This is a genomic window from Stratiformator vulcanicus (genome assembly GCF_007744515.1).
In the GTDB taxonomy this organism is placed as follows: domain Bacteria; phylum Planctomycetota; class Planctomycetia; order Planctomycetales; family Planctomycetaceae; genus Stratiformator; species Stratiformator vulcanicus.
The window spans coordinates 2553255-2571418 of sequence record NZ_CP036268.1; the positions used below are offsets into that span (position 1 = coordinate 2553255).

Genomic DNA, 18164 nt, shown 5'->3' on the forward strand with positions numbered 1-18164 from the left:
GTCACACGGGTTGAAGATCACGGCTCGATCGGAAATACTGAACCGTTCGGCCGGGCGAACGACTTCTCTGCGAACCTTCATGGTTTAGCAAGAGTCCATCACCCGACCCAGCCTCATCGCGGTCAACATCAAGCCCCTATAGCTCAATTGGCAGAGCAACTGACTCTTAATCAGTAGGTTCTAGGTTCGATTCCTAGTGGGGGCACTCAGAAAGTTCGGCAGTCAGTTCGGACTGATCAAACTCATAAAGCCTTCAATTCCCTGTGTTTTGTGGGCTTTTTTTGTGATCGGCGGCCTCCCGCGTGCGTTTCCGATGCATAGGATTCCCGATGTTCCCACGGCAAATGGGAACAATTTGGGAACTTCGTTCCTCCTGCATTGGGGACCAATTCAATGGCATCGTTGGAGCAACGCAACGGTCGATTTTCGGTCATCTTCCGCTTCGAAGGTCGGCGGTACAAGAAGTCGCTCGGCACCAAGTCGATCGGCACGGCCGAGTCTCGCCTGACGCGGCTCGAAGAGACGATCCGTCTGGCTGCGTCCGGTCGATTGGACGTACCGGGTTCCGCAGACGTGGCGACGTTTCTGCTGTCGGATGGGAAGCGAGGCGATGGTTCAGAAGCCAATAAGCGAACCACAACGACGCTGTCCGCACTATTCAGCGACTACTTCGACCAACTCGCGGACGGCACGCTCGAAGCATCGACACTACTCACGATGCAGATACACGGTCGGCATCTGAAACGCGTGCTCGGCTCGCGGCGTGTGGTCCCCGTCCTCGCTTCCTCGGATTTGCAGTGCTACATTGATCGCCGAAGTAAAGAAACTGGTCGACGCGGCAAAAGGGTCTCATCCACAACGATCCGCAAAGAGTTGGCGACCCTCCGACAGGTCTGGAATTGGAAGTTCGGCGACGCAACCGGCAACGAATACGTGCTGCCGAAAACCTCGTCGCTGCGATTCCCCAAGAGTGACGAGCGACAGCCTTTTCGCACCATCGAGCAGATCGAAGAGCAAGTCCGACTCGGCGGCCTTCAGGACGCTGACGCGGCCGACCTGTGGGAGTGCCTGTATCTTCGGACGAAGGAAATTTACGAACTTCTCGATCACATTCGGGATCATGCCACCAAGCCGTGGCTGCACCCAATGGCGGCCACGGCCGCACTGACCGGAGCGCGGCGAAGCGAGTTGCTGCGAGCCGAAGTTCGCGACGCGACAAACGGGACGCTGCTGATTCGAGAGAAGAAACGATCGCGGGGTCAGAACACGTTTCGAAGCGTCCCGATCTCGACGAGACTTCAAACCACCCTTAACGACTGGATGAAGACGCGACCGAAGGGGAAGCACCTCTTCAGCGAAAACGGAGCCGCTGTCTCAAAGCACGTCGCCCACGACCAGCTGCGAAGAGCTATCAAAGACAGTCGCTACGCCAACATGCCGGGTTGGCACTGCTTCCGTCACAGCTTCATTAGCAACCTCGCCTCGGAAGGCGTCGATCAACGGATCATCGACGAGTTCGTCGGGCACTCGACCGAGGCCATGCGGAAGCGATACCGGCATCTGCTGCCGGAGCGGACGACGGCTGCTTTGGCCAGAGTCTTCGCGTGAGGCGTCTCCGATCGACGGCCACAATCAACAATAAAAACGCCCCCGACAGTCGCAACTGCCGGGGGCGTGTTCTTCATTCGGCGAGACACAGAAAGTTCCGGGCCAGCTACTTTTGCTTGGTTCCCTGCTTCTGTCCGCCTTGGCCCTGCGATTGGTCGCCGCTCGTCTCGTGAGAATCGCTACCGTTGGTCATTTCCGTTCTCCTTGTCGCGAAGTACCAATGAGTGAGTGACAGCAATGTCGATGATAGACTGTCACTCGATCGAGTGTAGAGTAATCGAGTGACGGAGTTTCTGCTACATGAATGACCACGATCGAGGAAAAATTCGGAAAAATCGTCCGGCAGCTCCGGGAACAGCAGGGGCACTCGCAAGAGGGCTTCGCCTCTCTCGCGGGAGTGCATCGCACCTACATGAGTTCCATCGAGCGCGGAAAGGTTCAAGTCAGCATCCACGTCGCCCAGAAGCTGGCTGACGCCTTGGGGATGCCGCTCAGCAAGGTCTTCGCTCAATTGGAGAAGCTGCCGTGATCTAAGGCAGTGGCTTACGTCTTCAGCAAGCCGTCAACGCGAGCGTAATACTTCTTGAGTGTGTCTCGCGATCCCAGGAACAGAATCAAAGCAAGGCCTAGAGCGAGTCCATCGACAATCGAGACTTCGAACTCGCTTTCAATGTCTTCGAGTCGCCTGATCAGGTAGGCGGCTATCACGGCGACAAGCGAATTAGCGTAAAACTGGTAGTATCGGTACTGGTCCTCGACGATCCGCTCGAACGCGGCAATCTGGCTCTGCAGCTTGGAGAAATCCCAATTCGGGCGACGAACACCGGTCGCGTGATGGATGGAATCCACGAGCATCCACCTCACCGTGCTCACGAGCATGCCCAGTCCGACGGAGGCTATCGTGCCGTACATGAAGCCGCCGAACGAAAGCACTTCTTGTCCCGTCCCGGCCACCCACGCCCGCACGACATCCGAGAGCGGCTGCACTGCCCACAAAACGATGAAGCCGGGCAGCAAATAAGCAATCAAGTAACCGAAATTCTGAGTCGACACACTTCGCATCCTTCGAATTTCGACTGATTCGCCCGGCATGGCAACCGTTGACTCAGGACAATTCTGCGGCCACTCGCGCCATAAGCGAGATTTCAATCAGCCTGTCTTCGGAGCCGGGCGTCTCGGGGTCTTCACCCCGGCTTGAGGCCCCGAGACGACTGGTTCCGAAGGCTCCACCGCTTCTCTCACTTCGCGTTCCCGCTCCACCGTAGCCCCTGTCTTTGGAGAGGGCCGTTGAGGGTCTTCACGCTGAACCCGCGGCGAAGCCGTCCACTTAATCTCTCCTGTGGAAAAACTACCAGGCCAATCGTAACCTTGTTGCGCCACTCCCCCACCCGTGCTACCGATGAAGAGATGACGCGATGACGCCCGCGTCTGATTCCTCGGAGGCCCATGACAAAAACGATCGCAGTCCTGAACCAAAAAGGCGGTGCCGGCAAGACGACCATCGCCACCAACATCGCCCACGCACTGGTGCGAGACGGCTTCGCGACACTCCTCGTCGATGCCGACCCGCAAGGCAGCCTCAGAGACTGGAACGCCGTCAACGGCGGCGAATTGCTCCCCGTCGTCCGCCTCGACCGCGAAAGCCTCGCCAAGGACCTCGCGAACATCGCCGACGGCTACGACTTCGTCGTGATCGACGGTGCCCCGCAAATCGCCAAGCTCTCCGTCGCGGCTGTGAAAGCGGCTGACCTCGTGCTGATCCCGGTCCAGCCCAGCCCCTACGACATCTGGGCCTGTGCGGACCTCATCGACATTTTGGAAGCCCGGCGAGAGATCACCGACGGCAAGCCGAAAGCCGCGTTCCTGATCAGCCGCGCGATCCGCAACACCAAGCTCTCGGTCGAGATCGTCGAAGCCCTGAACACCTACGACATCCCGATCCTGAACGCCCACACGACGCAGCGGGTCATTTACCCGACCGCGGCAGCCGAGGGCGGAACCGTTTTCTCGATCGATCCCAAAGGCCCCGCGGCCCGCGAGATCATCGCCATTCAACGCGAACTCATGGAGGTATTGCATGACACTGACCACGAAACCCGACCGCCCCGACACCGAGCAGAAGCGAGCGGCACTCGCTGAGGCCATCAGGGACGAAACCACACGCCTGAACGTGCTGATTCCGGAGCGTCTCCACAAACGACTTCGATTGCAAGCCGCCGCGGAACAGAAAGGCACGACAATCGGCCAAATCGTCGCCCGCGCCGTCGAAGACCACCTCGACGGCATCCAAGGTGAAGCGGGCTTCACATGAAGCCCGCGACCGATGACGCACCGCGTCGCCGTATTCCCCGCACGGCCAACCGCATTTCCCTCGCCGCCGAGGAAATCTTCCACGCCCCCTACCCCGAACCGGACGAGATGGTGTTCCTGGCCCGCAACCTCGTGCAGGTCACGCTCCCGCACAGCGATCCCGGCGACGTTCCCGTGTGGGGCCGCACGAACGGCAATTTAACGCTGACGATCAAGCCCGACTGGACGCTCGACCCGCAGACGAACCAGCCGACCTGCCTCGGCCTCCCCTACGGCACGATCCCGCGCCTGCTCCTATTCTGGATCACGACGGAGACGCTCCGCCAGAAAAGCCGCAAGATCACACTCGGCGACTCCCTCTCGGGTTTCATGCGAGAACTCGACCTGACGCCGACCGGCGGCCGGTGGGGTTCGATCCCCAGACTTAAGAAACAGATGGAGCGTCTGTTCCGCGCGAAGATCAGCTTCGAAGAACGCCGAACCGACGGCGAACTGAAAGGAACCCGATGGCTCGACATGCCCGTCGCCCCGCAAGGCGAACTGTGGTGGAACCACCAACAACCCGACCAAAGCAGCCTATTGGGCAGCTGGATCGAACTGGGCGAAGCGTTCTACGACTCAATCCTCGCCGCCCCCGTTCCCGTCGACCTGCGTGCCTTACTGGCTCTGAAGAACTCCCCGCTCGCCCTCGACCTCTACGCGTGGTCGACCTACCGCACCCACCGCGTAAACCGCAGCGGCCGCAAGGCCTTCATCCCATGGCGCGGCCTCGCCAAACAATTCGGCGGCGACTACGCGAATGTGAAAGACTTCAAGCGAAAAGCGAAACAGGTACTGCGAAAGGTCCAGGCCGTCTATCCCGGCCTCGTGCTGGAAGACCGTGACGGCGGGTTTAATCTCTGCCCCGGTAGAACGGCAGTGCGAAAGTCGGCAGCCGAAACATTTTGATTCGGGCGACGGTCCTGTGATACAATAATAGGAAAAGGAGAATGACGATGCAGATCACACTACCCGACGACCCGCGGATCGCCGAAAGAGCGATGGCTGCGGGATTTGCCAATGTGGAAGATTACGTCCGGCATCTCGTGGCACAAGACAAACCCGAAGGCCCCAAAGTTCCCGCTCACGAACTCCCCTACGAGGAGTGGAAGAAGCAATTCGATCAGTTGACGGCGATGGCAAAGCCGCGAAACGCGACTCTCGACGATAGTCGGGAAGCGATCTATGGGCCACGGATTCGTCAGATCATGGGCGTTGATGAACATCCTGCTTGACACCAACACGATCGCACGGATTGCCGAGGAGGACAGTCCGCGGCACGAAGTCGTCAAGCGAGCCATCGACCGGCTTCGTAGCGACGGCGAAACGCTGCTCCTCGTCCCGCAAGCCATCTACGAGTTCTGGGTTGTGGCGACTCGGACGAAGGCCGTCAACGGTCTTGGGATGACGACGGCAGCGACAGCCGCGTTCGTCGAACAGTTCAGGGCCACATTCACGATCTTGCCAGACGACGACGCCATTCTTGATCAGTGGCTCGATCTGGTCCGCGATCACGGCATTACCGGCGTGAATGCCCACGATGCCCGATTGGTCGCAGCCATGCGGTGTCACGGCATCACGGAGATTCTTACATTTAACGACAAAGACTTCCGCCGCTATGAAAACGTGACCGTAATCAAGCCCGACGGAGTCATCACGAAATCGAATTAAGAAATCAGACGGGCCGGAACCCGCCTGAGAGAATGACAACGATCATTCATCATTGACTTTAAAGGTGACCCCCAGCACGTAGTCCGCCGCCTTTTGCGCCTGAGCCGCCGCTTGCACGACGAGCTTCTTATCGCCTCGCAGCTTCTTGAGCCAGCCGTCGACGTAGGCCGCCGTGTTTTCGATCGTTGCCGTGTCGATGCCGCAGTGTCCGCAGAGAAATGCTGCCCCGACCTCGGCTACCAGTTCTTCTTTGCTGTAGCTGGCCGACCCGAACGGACTTAATTCTCGGACGCCGTCACGATCGAGCCGCGTGGTGTGACCCGTCGCGTGGGTTAGTTCGTGAAACAACGTAGCATAGTAGTCCTCGGCCGTCTCGAAGACCTCGCACTTCGGCATCTTGATAACATCAGCCTTGGGAGCGTAACAGGCCCGCCCGCCTCCGATTTCAATCTTCGGAGCATTCGGCATATTCTCGACAACTTGCTCGCACGCAAGGATCGGTTCAAACTCGGCCTCTTCCGGTTCTTCGACAACCGGCACCTTCGCGCCGGGCAAATCGCACTGCGTCACGTGAAACACACGGTAGTATTTTAAGAGCGGCAATCGCTCGATCTCGTCCGTTTGAGGGTCCCGCTTTTCGAGCCACTTCCAAAAGACAACGGGAACGGACTTTTCACCCTTGCGGACTACCCCGCCGAGTTGCTTGGCCTGTTTAAACGTCAGCCAATAGGGAGATTCATAGCCGAGACAGCCGAGTAGAAAAGCATTAATGCCGCGGTAGGCTTTACGAGAGATGAGATTCTGCGGGGCGTGCTCGGCGGATCGCCAAGGTTTGTGCCAAGGGACGGTGCCCTGTTCCAAGAGTTCAATGATGCGGTCGGTAATGAGTTGATAAACGTCGGCCATGAGAGTTGCTCCTGAGTGAGTTCGAGTTGTCCTGCACCCAAGGCAGAGGACAACTTGAACTTGCGACGGAGCGAGCGGCCCACGTATTTATCACCGCTTTGGATCATCGTTCGCGATCATGAGATCGGTCCTTTCGTCGCTGCAGCAAATCGTCCCGCATCCGGGCCTCAAAATCGTCTTGGAGTTTGTGCCCGAGATCTATCGGCGTTTCTTTAACGTCGGGGCGAATCTCTTCTGCGGGGACCTCCTTCGCTTTCGGCCGTCGTGGCCGTTTCTCACGCGGCGGCTTTTCCCCGCCGGTTCGGCGACGACGTGACTTTCGCTCCTTGCTTTCGGTCAACTGCTCGTGCCACCGGTGCTCGACGCGATCGTAGCCGACCCGTGCTAATGCCGATTGGCGTTCGTTGACCAGTTCTCGCCGTTCTCGCTTGAACGTTTCGGCCTGTTTCGCCTGCCGTGCCTTCATGGCCGCCGCTTTTTGGGTATAAGACTGGCGGGCCGCCTTAATCTGACGCGTCTCGTCCGCCCGAAGCCGGTCCGCCTTTTCCTGTTCGAGCTTTCGCTGCTTCGCTCGCAGGTAGGTTTTCTCCGTAGCCTGCTCCTGTTCGAGGGCCGTTCGTCGAGTCACCTCAGACGTAAGCAAATTAAAAATGTTCTTTAAGGCCCCGCGTCGCGGACGACCGTCGGAACCGAGGGCCGCCTTCCAATCGATCAACCGCCATGCGTTGGCGATGCTGCCGCGGAGTGCCTGCTCGTTTTTCTGGAACTGCCGACGATCAGCGGCCTGCCTCTTATGCAGTTCCGCCCAGAACGACTTATGAGCTTTGCGAACCTCGGTCTTATGCTGCCGGATCGCCTGGTCGGTCGACTTCCGAATTCGCCGAATCCGCTCGTCGTGAACCTCTTTTAATCGATCACGAGGCCGCCGGTGCCGTTCCTCCTGCGCCGCCCGCTTCTTCTCGAACTCCGCGAGTTTCTGCCGATGCTCTTGTGCGAACGGCGATAGCTGGGGGTGCCGCTCAACCGCCCGGTCGAGTTCGAACAGATTCCGAGACTTTTTCTTCACCGGTTCGGGCGTCTCACCAGCCTGCCGGTCTTCCCAATGCCGCGAACGCCGACGCACGATCGGTTCGCCGTGATGAGCGATCTCATGCTCCAAAGCGAACTTCGATAGCTTCTCCCGCTCCTTCCAATTCTTTTTCAGCCGTCCGTCGTCGCCGATCAGATTCACGATGACGTGACAGTGCGGATGCTCGGTATCCGAATGCGCGACAATTAATGCCTGATGCTCGTCCGCCCCGATTGACCTTAATGCCTCCGTTGCCGCCGAAACCATTTGACCGCGATCGAGGCCCTGAGCCTCGGCCTCGTCACGCCGCCATCCGAGCACGAGATGCCCGACCGGCTTTCCGTTCTTTCGACCGCCCAGCCCGACGCCGGCTTTCGCCTTCAGTTCGTCCTGCATGTAGTGACGGGCGGCCATCACCCGCCACGCCACGTTCGGATTCGAAGTCGCCAAGTTGCGGGTCTCGACAAAGTCGACCCGCTCGGAAGTCTTCTTCCCCGCGTCGTGCAGACAATACTGCGCGAGTCCCTTAAACGAACGGCCGCGGGTGATCTCAACGAACATCGCCGATCGCGACTTTCGTCAACGCCTCCTCCAACTGCCGACGAAGCTCTTCCCAGCTTTCCCGCTGCGTCCGACCGGCATGCAGATTCCGCACGGCCTGATTCAGGTTGTTGCCAATCGCATTAAGTTCATAGAGCAGCCGCGGATCGCACCGGCCGCTGCCTTGCGGCTTATGCCCGGCAATCAACCGGCGGACGTACTCCGCTTCCGACAGCCCGGCGGTGCGGGCATCGTCGGTCAGCTTCTGCTTTTCGGTGAGCGACAATCGAGCGCGGACCTCTTCGGTCCGAAGCTCTTCGACCGTCTTCCGCGGCCGACCGATCCGGTGTGGCCGGAAGTCGCGTTTCGCCGAACGATGTGCCTGTGCCATTTTCTCCTCACTTTAAATTTCAATTCATCTAGCGAAGCCCAAGGACGTTCCTTGGTCTTCATGTAGCGAACGCCGGTCGGCCCGCCCGGTGGCGGCGCTCCTCGTTGGGTTCTTAGGGAACGCGAAAGTTCCTTAAGTGGGTCGAGGGCATCGCCCCGCCAGATGAGCGAAAAAAGACCCGGTGGGGTCTTTGAGAGCGATTTTTCCGTCCCGGAAAAAACATCTGGCTAATCTCAGTTACGGAAATTAATCACAACCAGAGCGTGCGGGTCAACGAATGAATTGAGTCCACGAACACGCTCGTTGCCTTAACATGGGTATTGCACCCACGGCACATGGCATGACGCCCAAAAATAATCCGATTCCTGCCCATTCACCGTGCCGAGCCTCGAATACGAATGCGTGCAAAAACTATTCTTTAGATTGGTGATGCAGTTTCGGCAGTCTTAAAATACTCATAGACGACCGAGCGACTGACGCCGAGTACCTGAGCGATTTCTTTCGGCCGCAGGCCGCGGTCGCGGAGTTCGACCGCGCGGCTGGGATCAGCTTTGGTGGCTCCCTTCTTGCGACCGTGATTCCGGTAGACGCCGCGGGCTTTTGCCGCGGCGATGCCTGCCGCCTGTCTTTCGCGGGTGTGTTCCAGTTCCATCTCGGCGACGCCGAAGAGAACACCGGCCACGATGCGGCCGATCGAGCCGCTCAAATCGAGTTGCTGAGTGACGCTGATGATCCGAACGCCCTGCTCGCACCAGTCGGCTAAGATGTTGATCCCGTCGCGCTGTCGACGGGAAAGGCGGTCGAGTTTCCAGACGACAACCGTCTTGACCTCTCCGCGAAAGATAGCGACTTGAAGTTCTTCAAAGGCCGGTCGCTCCAATCCCGTGCCGCTTTCGACCTCCCGGTACCACCGGACCGACTTAAGCGGTACGTTCTGGCCGTCAAGCCAACGCTCAATTTCGGTGATCTGGCTTTCGAGGTTCTGGCGATGCGTCGAGACGCGGACATAGCAAGTAAGCACGGAAAGAATCCTTTTGGTTTTCTATCAGGCTCGCCCAAATTGTCGGTCACCTCAATACGCCGCGGCTCTCTTCGCCTTTTCAGCTATGGATTGTTTTGCTTTCCATAAGAACGGGTTTGTCCGACTTGAGGTACACGTCTAACCGGACACTGACTTTAAAGAAACGACGAACCGAAATTCGCGGTATTGAAACGAACTCGCGGGCGGGACTTCAAACCGGACAGCTTGGGCTAAACTTCGTCCTCGTTCCACAGGCCGATCGATCGTTGCTGCGGGTTCGTCATGATAAACGCGTGGGCTTCGACGACGACCTGAATGATCGACATCAGGTCGTCGACATCGAAGTTCTCATCGTCGCGCTGGCCCGATGTCAGACCGACGCTCAGCGACACGCCGCAAAGGGGCGTCGGGGTTTCGTAGACGGTCGCGCGCACGGCCCGACTGCGAAATGTCTTCAGGGGGATTTTCTGGTTGAATGCCGACATAGTTGGGACTCCTTTCCGATGGGTGGCCGGACGTTAGAAACTCCCACGCGGAAGCGCCACCTATTCGGCCGGGGCCTTATTCAGCGACCATCCGACCCCAGAGTCGAATGCGTGGCGGGTTTCTACGCCCGGAAGGCCGACGTGGCCTTCTAGACGACCTTAGCGCGTGCCGGTCCCCCGCGCAAGGTTTTTCGACCTGGCAGGAGACTGTCGTTGAAGTGTCATGCGACCGTATGACCGACGGTGAAGAATTGCGGAAGCCGTTGTCAGCAATGAGCCTGATCTTCACGGGCGATCGCCACCGAAGTCTCGGCGTACGCGCGGATAGTCAGGTCGGCAATCGCCATCAGGTCCTGCATCCCAAAGTCACTTTCGATCGCGATGTAAGGTCGATTCGGATTGGCGGAAGGGGTGAAGCTGACACTGAAGGTGATTTTTCCGTCGGCGGTGATGTTCTTCCAGACTTCCGCTTTGACGCCGCGTTCGCGGAAAGACTTGAAGCGTGTTCGCTTGATCCAATATGTCATGAGAGATTCCTTTCTCGAAGTTAATGAATTGTGGTAGCAGTGCAGCGTGCTACCGATGACGCATTCGTCACCGGTAGCGTTGCCGCGATGGGTTATTCCTGGCTGTTGGAGTCCGCGTCTTTCTTGCGAAGTACGCTGACGTGATCGTGGGCTTTGGTCGCCAGATGGGCGAGGACCAGAAGATCGCTTTCATTGAAGCTCTTCGAGTCGTGGTAGCCGTCCTCGGATTTGTAAGTCCGGCTGAACTCGATGCTGTAGAAGTCGCCTCGCTGTGAAGAGTTCTTCCAGATGGTGGCTTTAAGGCCGCCCCGTTCTCTGAGAGTGGTGATCGGTGTATTCTTGATTTGTGTCGCCATAGTCGCTGCTCCTTTTGTGTTGTTGACCTGCTCACCCCGTGCCAGGCAGGGTTCAAAACACGAAAGAGCAAGACCGGCGACTTCTGACAAATAGCATTGAAGCAACTCGCTCACGATTCGGTCTCCGCCACGGTCAGCAGAAAGTCAAGCAAAGCGCGATGAGTTCGGGCATCCCGCTCAACAATCGCTAGAAAAAGGCTTTCGCGACTCGGCACAACCGATGAAGCGACATCATCAAGCGGTTTGATTGCCCATGCCTTTAGGCCGATCTTGGCCACCTTGTCGGTGGCGGCGACGACAGCGTCTAAGTAGGTAGCGGAGTAGGCTTGCCTCGCGCCACACATGCCGATGCAAATCGCTGCGTGTCGCTCTTGGTCTTTAACGGCGTAATGCGTCACGACATAGCCAATTGCTTCGTCGCTTTCGTCGAACTTCAGTACTGCGGAAAACCGATCGATCTTGAGCAATCGAGCAACGTCAGCCTTGGCCTGCTCGAAGAACTCCCGCGCTGCCTCAATCTCAAAGCGACTAAAAAAATCTAGACTTCCCAATTGCCAACCGAGCGGGATACCGAACCGTAGTGGTTCCAACTCGTTAAACCGGATCAGCTTCGAAAGCTCGCCCGGAGCCTTCGAAGCCATTCGATCGATCAACAGCCGTTGCGACTTGATTGCTAGTTCGGTGTCGGCGTTCGGCAGCTTCACGTCGGCGATGCGGTTTAACGGCACTCCAAGCGCGAACGAAATCGCATAGAGCTTTTCCGTTTCGGTCGACGCGATTTTTCCCTGCTCAAGCCGCGAAATCGTCGACTGATCGACACCGGCTTCCGCCGCGAGGTCGCCCTGCGTGCGAAGTTCGGTACGAGCAAGCCGCAGGGCCTTGATGGCCTTACCCACGGGCCGCAGCGCGGCCGGATAATCGCCGCCAAAGATCGTGCGGAGATTTTCGACGATGCGCTCGAAATCTTCGTCGTAAGTCCGGGAAGGGGCCATGCGGCAATATGCATCGGGTGCATAAAACGTGTTTCGACGGCAGTGATCGCAAAGCGAATGATGCTCGCAACTGACACCGCCTAGTTTCGCATCCGACGCGGAGAAGACCAATGCCTGACGACCGCACATTTCGCAACGCCCCGTCAGCCGGGCCGGAATTCGAGCAGGCCCGGAACGGATTGCCTGCCGAAGCCGAGCATGAAATCGATCAAGACCTCGCGACGCCCGCCCCCGAAATGCACCTGCGGCCCGGCGGACACTTGGAGCAGTCGGTTCATGAGGAACTCGACTCCGCCGCCCGGAATAACATTCAGGCCGCACGGGACCGGTTCGCCGACGGCATCGGCGAGGACGGTCAACCGCTTGATATTGAGCAGGTGCCGGGAGCCGCCCTCGATTACGAAGCGTGGCTCGATCGGACGGCCGATGAGATGGAGCGGAACATCCGTGACCGCTTCAACCACGCCAATGAACTCGAACGCGACTGACGGTCGCGGAAGGGAACGAACATGGATTTCTCGACCGAGAAAATCGAGCACGCACTGCGGGAGGAATTAACCCCGCTTGACGCCGAGGCGGAGCAACTACGGGCACGGCTGCATCACATCGACGAGCAACGAAACCGCCTCAACGCGGCACTGGCCGCATTAGCCGGTGGGGGCGGCTCTCGACCGCGAAAGCGTCCCGCCAAACCGGCCGCCACGAAAGCGGAAGTCATCGACATCATCGCCGGTCTGCTCCGCGAGCAACCGGCGCTGCCGGTCGACGAACTGCAGAAACAAATCAAAGAAAAGCTGACGAAGGAGCTGGGACGGAGCCTCAACGGCTTCGCCCTGCGGTTTAAAGAGGCCACGGCCGATCGGAGATTTCAGCGAAGCTCCGACGGCTTAATCAGCCTCTCCTGAAAGTCTGATCTGACAATTTCATCCACAGTCCGGCCGGGCCTCTATAGGTCTTAAAGGTAGAGTCTAAAGGATGGGGTGACTCATTATGCGTGGCGAGGGGTGACCGTTTATGCGTGACAATTTTCAAATCCGTCAAGATTACCATCGATTCGCGAGGGGGTGACCGATTATGCGTGGACAACATCAACGATACAACGGGTTTTCCACACCCGAGCTTGACGTGGGTTCCCGAGCCGACGAGGCGATCGAACGGCTCGATGACCGCTTGCGGTCGATCGAGGAGAAACTGATCGCGCTCATTGAGCAGCGGGTGCCGCAGGCTTACTACTCGACCGCCGATGCCGCAAAGCTGCTCGGCAAGGCCGAATTCACGTTCCGCGAATGGTGTCGGCTCGGCCGGGTCCACGCTGAGAAAAGGCAGTGCGGACGCGGCCGCGCCAAGGAATGGATTCTGTCAAACGACGAATTAATGCGGGTCAGATCGGAAGGATTACTTCCGATCGACCCTTAAACCACTTCAATTGCAATGCGTTCCCGACGCAACTCGTTAGAGCCGCAAATTCAACGCTTTTTTCGGGTCGGCAACAGTATTCGACACCTTAAAACTTCACCGGTTGGCAATGTCGCCAAACAATTCTTTCCTCGATTAGGAGTGCGGAACAATGAGCCAGCAGAAAGCCACGAACGACGCGATCCGGGATGTGACGGCGGGTAAAGCCCCCGCCAACAATCCGAATTGGACCGCGCAAGAGCGTCAGACCTATAACGCGGTCTATAACCAGAACAAGAACTCCACGAAGTGATGTCCGTTGCAGGCCCGTCCCGCCCGGGCGGGACGGGCCTTTTCGATGCTCTTAATCGATGGAGAGACCAATGATCCTTGTTGACAACAGCCTCGGCGGTGATCCAAGAATCTATCGCAATCGAAAAGGCACTTTCTGGCGGATCGCCGCCAAGCGGCAGGGGCGGACCGCAACCGCGTTCACCATCGCCCTATTGCCCGCGATGTTCTTCGCCGCGTCCTCGGCCGACTCGATGGAGGGTGATTTATCGCCGCTCCTGATGTTCGGCTTCTGCTTATTCGGCCTGACCCTGATGATCCGCTCAATGATCCCCGACGTGGCCATCACGATCGATAATAAGAGAATTAAAGGCCCGCACGGCTCGGTGAAGCTAAGTGAAATTACGGCGGAAGGTTTGGGCGTCATTGCACTGCCAATGGAGATTCGGCAGCCGAACGGCAAGGTGAAACAGGCCGGATCACGCATCGTTCTGACCTGGGGCTTTCAGCACTCGATGGTGCAAAAGATTGTCGACCTGCCGCTCGATCACGATCTCGAACTAGCCCGAAAAGTCCGCGCAGCCATCTTGCTCGTACTTCACGGTGGAGACGAGAACCGCATCTACGCGCAGGCCCCCGGCATTCATGCCGTCGGCTCTTAATTAACGAACTCAAAGAAAGGGAAAAAGAATATGTTGAATCGCACGCAACCGCCGGCGTTTCTGGCGGACCTTCCGCGCGGGACGCCCGGCACGGCCCAGCAGGGGCCGCGTCAATCGCAGGAATTCGCATCACTCAAGGAAATTCAGACGAGACTGGCCTACGATCGCGACGGCGTTTTTCTCGGCATCGTCGACGCGGCCATCAAGCACGATCCCAAAGCCCGACCCGGAGCCGATCCCCGCTATGCGGCCGGATCACCTAAGAACTTCGTCGGCGTGAATGACGATCGGCATGTCTTCACCGTCGCATCGAGCCGCTCTGGGAAGGGGCGTTCGGTCTTAATTCCGAACCTGCTGATGTACCCGCATTCGACGATCGCGATCGATCCGAAGGGCGAACTTGCAACGGAGACGGCCAACCACCGCCAATCGAAACGCGGCAATGATGTCGTCGTGCTCGATCCGTTCGGCGTCAGCCAAGGATGCGAAAAACTCCGGGGCGGGTTTAATCCGTTCGACGGAATCATTGAACGAACCTTAATTGAGTCGAGCATTCTGATCGCCGATGCGCTCGTCGTGGATGAGCGGGATGGCAAGAACGTCCATTGGTCGGAAGCCGCGAAGTCGTTTCTGCGCGGGCTTATCGTGCATGTGAAGACGGGTGCCAAATTCGAGGGGCGACGGCATCTGGGCACCGTCCGCGAACTCGCCAGCATGGCGGAGTCGGGCGGCAGCAAGGATAAATTAAGTGATGTCGCCTCGGGAATGATCGCCAATGATGTCGCGGATGGCTTTGTGAGGCGGTCCGCCTATGACTTTTTCACGAAGCCGGACAACGAACGTGGCGGAGTCCTGTCGACACTGAACCGGAATCTAATGTTCTTAGACCTGCCGGAGATTAAACGTTCGGTGATCCAGTCGTCTCTGTCGCTGTCCGCCCTTAAGAAGAAACCGACGACCGTCTATTTATGCCTTCCCGCCCGGCACATGGCCACCTGCAGCCGTTGGCTGCGACTATTAATTAACCTCACGATCCAAAGCATCGAGATGACGCCCGCCAGTCCGAACATGCCGGGACGGGTCTATATGTTGCTCGACGAAATGCCGGTGCTGGGTCGGATGGAATCGATCGTCAGTGCCGCCGGTGAGGTGGCCGGTCACGGCCTGCGGATGCACTATGTGTTCCAAGACCTGACGCAGGCCAAAGACATCTACGGCGACCGCTGGCAAACCTTCGTTGCCAACTCCGGCGTCGTGCAATGCTTCTCGGCCAACGACATCTTTACGGCCGAGTGGATCTCCAAACGCCTCGGCCGCACGACCGTCGCCTACAGCGAGCGCAGCGGAGCCTCCGGCATGGCCCTCGCCAGCCAACCCTTCGCGGGCACGGGAAGAACCGAAACCGTCGACCTCCTCGCCCCGCACGAAGTGATGCGCTACTTCGCCCGCGAAGATCGCCACCTGCGGCAACTACTACTCATCTCCGGCCAACCGCCGGTCGTGTGTCAGAAGGCTTACTACGATAAAATCGGAAGTCTCCTTTGAGTTGCTCGGGAGAAAGTCCGAATTTGTCGACCAATCCTGTTTAAGCAAGTCCAACTTAAGAAATTGCAGATTTTAGGCCAGATTGACGTTTTGAGCGTAGTGGGGAGGACTCGAACCTCCGATCCCGTAGGGAATATGATGCTGTTTCGAATGCAACATTGTTGCAATAAATCTCTCTGCAAACTCTCCGGAACAATCGGATGCGGCCGGACATCGAGAACATACACGCCATCACGATCCACGTCAGCAAATCTCAGTTTTTCTTGCCGACTTCGTTTTTGCCGCGTCGCAGCACCCCGGCGGAAGTCGAATGACTCTGTTCTTCCCGATTTCATGAGTGTGAAAAAGCGGCACCCGGTACCTCGTATTGATATAGTCGGGACTGCAGATTATCATTCCCTCTGAAGTGACATCTCGTGGAAATCGTCTTGCTCGCAAAATTCGCCAACCTTTTTTCCGCTGTAGGCATCGTCCTGTCCGGGCTGGCGTTGCCGCACGCGCACGGGTCTGCGGCGGTCGGTGAGCCGGACGACCACGCACACCGGCCACATTTCCACTTCGGTCAGCACGGGCACTGCGACTGCCACGAGCACGGTGAACATGATGACGAAAATACACCCGCCCCGCCGCATGACGATGACGCGGTCTATGTCGACGGCGATCTGATCGCCGCAACAAGCGGCGTGAAGGTACCTTCGGTCCTCGAAACATCGCCCCTGTGGATGGCGATGGAAGTCGCGGACTCCAGTCCCTCTCGGATTGGCTGGCGAGTGGCCTTGAGGCGACCGCCGGACCGGGATGCTCTGCCCGTCTACCTGCGGACGGAATCGCTTCGCTTGTAGGCCGACCACGCTTGCCTCGTGCCGCACGGAAATCCGCTCGGGTTCCGTCCGCGGCGTGACAAGTCTCTGTCGCCTCGCTTCCGCAAATGAGTGGACGGGGCTGCGTGGTTGGAGCCTTACACATGTTGCGACTTCTGAAAGTCGCGGCGGTCCTGTGTGTCGTTGCGGTTGCTGTTTTCGGCTGCTACACGACCCGCGATCGCTGGTTGCCGCTGCTGCAAAATTCGGAACATGATTCTGTCGCTGTTGCTCCGAGTAGTTCGGCGGGCGGGGCGAATGAGCAGGTTCGTCTCACGAAACAGGCCCGGAAGAATCTGCGGCTGACTTCGATGCCGCTGGTGCCAACGACCTATTGGCGGTCGATCGAGATTCCGGGTGTCATCGTCGACCGACCCGGCGTGAGCGACCGCGGTGTCGTCGCCCCGGTCTCGGCTGTCGTCACCAAGATTCACCACTATGCCGGTGAGACCGTGCTGCCCGGCGAGCCGCTCGTGACCTTGCGGCTGGTGAGCGAGTCTTTCCAGATTTCACAGATCGAACTCTACAAGGCGGTCGAGGAGAAGCAGATCACGCAAGCCGAGATCGATCGGCTGAGCGACGCGGCCCGTTCGGGGGCGGTGCCGCGATCGACCATGATCGATCTCAACAACGAACTGCGGCGTCTCGACGTTTCTATTCGTGCCTATCGGCAGGACTTGCAGATACGCGGCCTGAACTCGCAGCAGATCGAGGCGGTGACTAAAGGTGATTTCACGTCGGAGATCATCGTCTACGCTCCCGCTACGACGAGCGAGGAGGTGGATTCACTCGGCACCGAGGCGGCGGACGGTGTCGAAGACGACTTCTATGAAGTCCAGCGGGTCGAAGTGGAACTTGGCCATCACGTACAGGCCGGGCAGAAGGTCGCCACGCTGTCACGGCACCATTCACTGTTCATCGAGGGGCGGGCTTTCCGGCAGGAGATACCGCTCGTGCAGCGTGCGGCCGAAGGCAAATGGCCGATCCGCGTCGAGCTGTTGCAGGAGTCGGAGCACGATTGGGAGGGGCCGCTCCCACCGGTGACCGTGCATCACATCTCGAACACGTTGAACGACGATCGGCGAACGATCTCGTTCTTCTGCCCACTCAAGAATCAGGCCCGACGCTACGAGCGCGACGGTCAGTCGTTGTATCTGTGGCGGTTCCGGCCCGGCCAACGGGTCACGCTGCACGTTGACGTGGAAGAATTTAATGACGTCTTTGTCGTACCCGCGGACGCCGTGCTGATTGAGGGGCCGGAGACTTACCTCTTCCGGCAGAACGGCGACTTCTTCGACCGTAAGCCTGTGCATGTGCTGCACCAGACCCGCGAGGAAGCGGTGATCGCCAACGATGGCAGCGTCCCGCCCGGCATCTATGTGACGAAGTCGGGGGCGGTGCAATTGAACCGCGTGCTTCAGTCACAGTCGGACACCGCACCCGCCGGCGTTCATGTCCACGCCGACGGCTCCGTTCACGCCAACCACTGAGGAGCC

General features: G+C 58.5%; 24 protein-coding genes and 1 tRNA gene. 16 read left to right on the plus strand and 9 right to left on the minus strand.

The genetic code is table 11. The annotated features are described in order from the left end of the window. Positions 1 to 132: 132 nt before the first annotated feature. The 3 genes from Pan189_RS09940 (at position 133) to Pan189_RS09950 (ending at position 2137) form a co-directional block, all read left to right on the plus strand. A tRNA-Lys gene (locus Pan189_RS09940) sits at positions 133 to 205 on the plus strand. Between the two features lie 188 nt (positions 206 to 393). Beyond that, positions 394 to 1608: a tyrosine-type recombinase/integrase gene (locus tag Pan189_RS09945; protein ID WP_145363766.1), complete on the plus strand. Its 1215-nt coding sequence runs from the start codon at positions 394 to 396 to the stop codon at positions 1606 to 1608. Positions 1609 to 1912: 304 nt separating this feature from the next. Next, the gene (locus tag Pan189_RS09950) at positions 1913 to 2137 is read left to right on the plus strand and encodes a helix-turn-helix domain-containing protein (protein WP_145363767.1); all 225 of its coding nucleotides are present in this window, start codon (positions 1913 to 1915) and stop codon (positions 2135 to 2137) included. Between the two features lie 14 nt (positions 2138 to 2151). On the opposite strand, the gene Pan189_RS09955 is transcribed toward Pan189_RS09950, so the two are convergent. Next, positions 2152 to 2661: a hypothetical protein gene (locus Pan189_RS09955; RefSeq protein ID WP_145363768.1), complete on the minus strand. Its 510-nt coding sequence runs from the start codon at positions 2659 to 2661 to the stop codon at positions 2152 to 2154. 393 nt (positions 2662 to 3054) lie between these two features. Here Pan189_RS09955 and parA point away from each other — a divergent pair, with 393 nt between their 5' ends. Genes parA through Pan189_RS09980 form a run of 5 tightly spaced genes read left to right on the plus strand, consistent with a single transcriptional unit; the run spans position 3055 to position 5628 of the window. Further along, complete coding sequence (gene parA / locus Pan189_RS09960; RefSeq protein WP_145363769.1) at positions 3055 to 3747, plus strand: ParA family partition ATPase; 693 nt, start codon at positions 3055 to 3057, stop codon at positions 3745 to 3747. Further along, positions 3686 to 3919 (plus strand): hypothetical protein, encoded by a 234-nt coding sequence (locus Pan189_RS09965; protein WP_145363770.1) that lies wholly within the window; start codon positions 3686 to 3688, stop codon positions 3917 to 3919. The genes parA and Pan189_RS09965 overlap by 62 nt, the downstream gene beginning before the upstream one ends. After that, on the plus strand, positions 3916 to 4866 hold the full coding sequence (locus Pan189_RS09970) for a replication protein RepA (RefSeq protein ID WP_145363771.1): 951 nt from the start codon (positions 3916 to 3918) through the stop codon (positions 4864 to 4866). The genes Pan189_RS09965 and Pan189_RS09970 overlap by 4 nt, the downstream gene beginning before the upstream one ends. A gap of 47 nt (positions 4867 to 4913) precedes the next feature. Further along, positions 4914 to 5192 carry a hypothetical protein gene (locus tag Pan189_RS09975; protein WP_145363772.1) on the plus strand — a complete coding sequence of 93 codons (279 nt, stop codon included), beginning with the start codon at positions 4914 to 4916 and terminating at the stop codon, positions 5190 to 5192. Beyond that, positions 5176 to 5628: a type II toxin-antitoxin system VapC family toxin gene (locus Pan189_RS09980; protein ID WP_310821319.1), complete on the plus strand. Its 453-nt coding sequence runs from the start codon at positions 5176 to 5178 to the stop codon at positions 5626 to 5628. The genes Pan189_RS09975 and Pan189_RS09980 overlap by 17 nt, the downstream gene beginning before the upstream one ends. Positions 5629 to 5670: 42 nt before the next feature. Here Pan189_RS09980 and Pan189_RS09985 read toward each other — a convergent pair whose 3' ends face one another. From Pan189_RS09985 to Pan189_RS10020, 8 genes are all read right to left on the minus strand, one after another. Then, positions 5671 to 6534, minus strand: coding sequence for an ArdC family protein (locus Pan189_RS09985; RefSeq protein ID WP_145363774.1), 864 nt, complete (start codon positions 6532 to 6534; stop codon positions 5671 to 5673). A 103-nt stretch (positions 6535 to 6637) separates the two neighbouring features. Continuing rightward, positions 6638 to 8164: a relaxase/mobilization nuclease domain-containing protein gene (locus Pan189_RS09990; protein ID WP_145363775.1), complete on the minus strand. Its 1527-nt coding sequence runs from the start codon at positions 8162 to 8164 to the stop codon at positions 6638 to 6640. After that, positions 8154 to 8534: a plasmid mobilization protein gene (locus Pan189_RS09995; protein WP_145363776.1), complete on the minus strand. Its 381-nt coding sequence runs from the start codon at positions 8532 to 8534 to the stop codon at positions 8154 to 8156. Before Pan189_RS09995 ends, Pan189_RS09990 begins: the two co-directional genes overlap by 11 nt. A gap of 418 nt (positions 8535 to 8952) precedes the next feature. Then, positions 8953 to 9555: a recombinase family protein gene (locus tag Pan189_RS10000; protein WP_145363777.1), complete on the minus strand. Its 603-nt coding sequence runs from the start codon at positions 9553 to 9555 to the stop codon at positions 8953 to 8955. 230 nt (positions 9556 to 9785) lie between these two features. Continuing rightward, positions 9786 to 10040, minus strand: coding sequence for a hypothetical protein (locus tag Pan189_RS10005; RefSeq protein ID WP_145363778.1), 255 nt, complete (start codon positions 10038 to 10040; stop codon positions 9786 to 9788). Between the two features lie 266 nt (positions 10041 to 10306). Continuing rightward, positions 10307 to 10567, minus strand: a complete 261-nt coding sequence (locus tag Pan189_RS10010) for a hypothetical protein (protein ID WP_145363779.1) — start codon at positions 10565 to 10567, stop codon at positions 10307 to 10309. 92 nt (positions 10568 to 10659) lie between these two features. Next, a complete protein-coding gene (locus Pan189_RS10015) occupies positions 10660 to 10923 on the minus strand; it encodes a hypothetical protein (protein ID WP_145363780.1) in 264 nt (87 codons plus the stop codon). 110 nt (positions 10924 to 11033) lie between these two features. Then, the gene (locus tag Pan189_RS10020; protein ID WP_310821320.1) at positions 11034 to 11915 is read right to left on the minus strand and encodes a helix-turn-helix transcriptional regulator; all 882 of its coding nucleotides are present in this window, start codon (positions 11913 to 11915) and stop codon (positions 11034 to 11036) included. Positions 11916 to 12025: 110 nt separating this feature from the next. On the opposite strand from Pan189_RS10020, the gene Pan189_RS10025 reads away from it, so the two are divergent. The 8 genes from Pan189_RS10025 (at position 12026) to Pan189_RS10055 (ending at position 18158) form a co-directional block, all read left to right on the plus strand. After that, complete coding sequence (locus tag Pan189_RS10025; protein WP_145363782.1) at positions 12026 to 12403, plus strand: hypothetical protein; 378 nt, start codon at positions 12026 to 12028, stop codon at positions 12401 to 12403. A gap of 21 nt (positions 12404 to 12424) precedes the next feature. Next, a complete protein-coding gene (locus Pan189_RS10030; protein ID WP_145363783.1) occupies positions 12425 to 12820 on the plus strand; it encodes a hypothetical protein in 396 nt (131 codons plus the stop codon). 169 nt (positions 12821 to 12989) lie between these two features. Further along, positions 12990 to 13331, plus strand: coding sequence for a hypothetical protein (locus Pan189_RS10035; RefSeq protein WP_310821322.1), 342 nt, complete (start codon positions 12990 to 12992; stop codon positions 13329 to 13331). Positions 13332 to 13482: 151 nt separating this feature from the next. Then, positions 13483 to 13623, plus strand: coding sequence for a hypothetical protein (locus Pan189_RS21350; protein WP_310821323.1), 141 nt, complete (start codon positions 13483 to 13485; stop codon positions 13621 to 13623). A gap of 70 nt (positions 13624 to 13693) precedes the next feature. Continuing rightward, the gene (locus Pan189_RS10040; RefSeq protein WP_145363784.1) at positions 13694 to 14263 is read left to right on the plus strand and encodes a hypothetical protein; all 570 of its coding nucleotides are present in this window, start codon (positions 13694 to 13696) and stop codon (positions 14261 to 14263) included. 30 nt (positions 14264 to 14293) lie between these two features. Continuing rightward, positions 14294 to 15808 (plus strand): type IV secretory system conjugative DNA transfer family protein, encoded by a 1515-nt coding sequence (locus Pan189_RS10045; RefSeq protein ID WP_145363785.1) that lies wholly within the window; start codon positions 14294 to 14296, stop codon positions 15806 to 15808. A 416-nt stretch (positions 15809 to 16224) separates the two neighbouring features. Further along, positions 16225 to 16650, plus strand: a complete 426-nt coding sequence (locus Pan189_RS10050) for a hypothetical protein (RefSeq protein ID WP_145363786.1) — start codon at positions 16225 to 16227, stop codon at positions 16648 to 16650. A 122-nt stretch (positions 16651 to 16772) separates the two neighbouring features. Continuing rightward, a complete protein-coding gene (locus tag Pan189_RS10055) occupies positions 16773 to 18158 on the plus strand; it encodes an efflux RND transporter periplasmic adaptor subunit (RefSeq protein WP_145363787.1) in 1386 nt (461 codons plus the stop codon). The last annotated feature ends 6 nt before the right edge of the window (positions 18159 to 18164 follow it).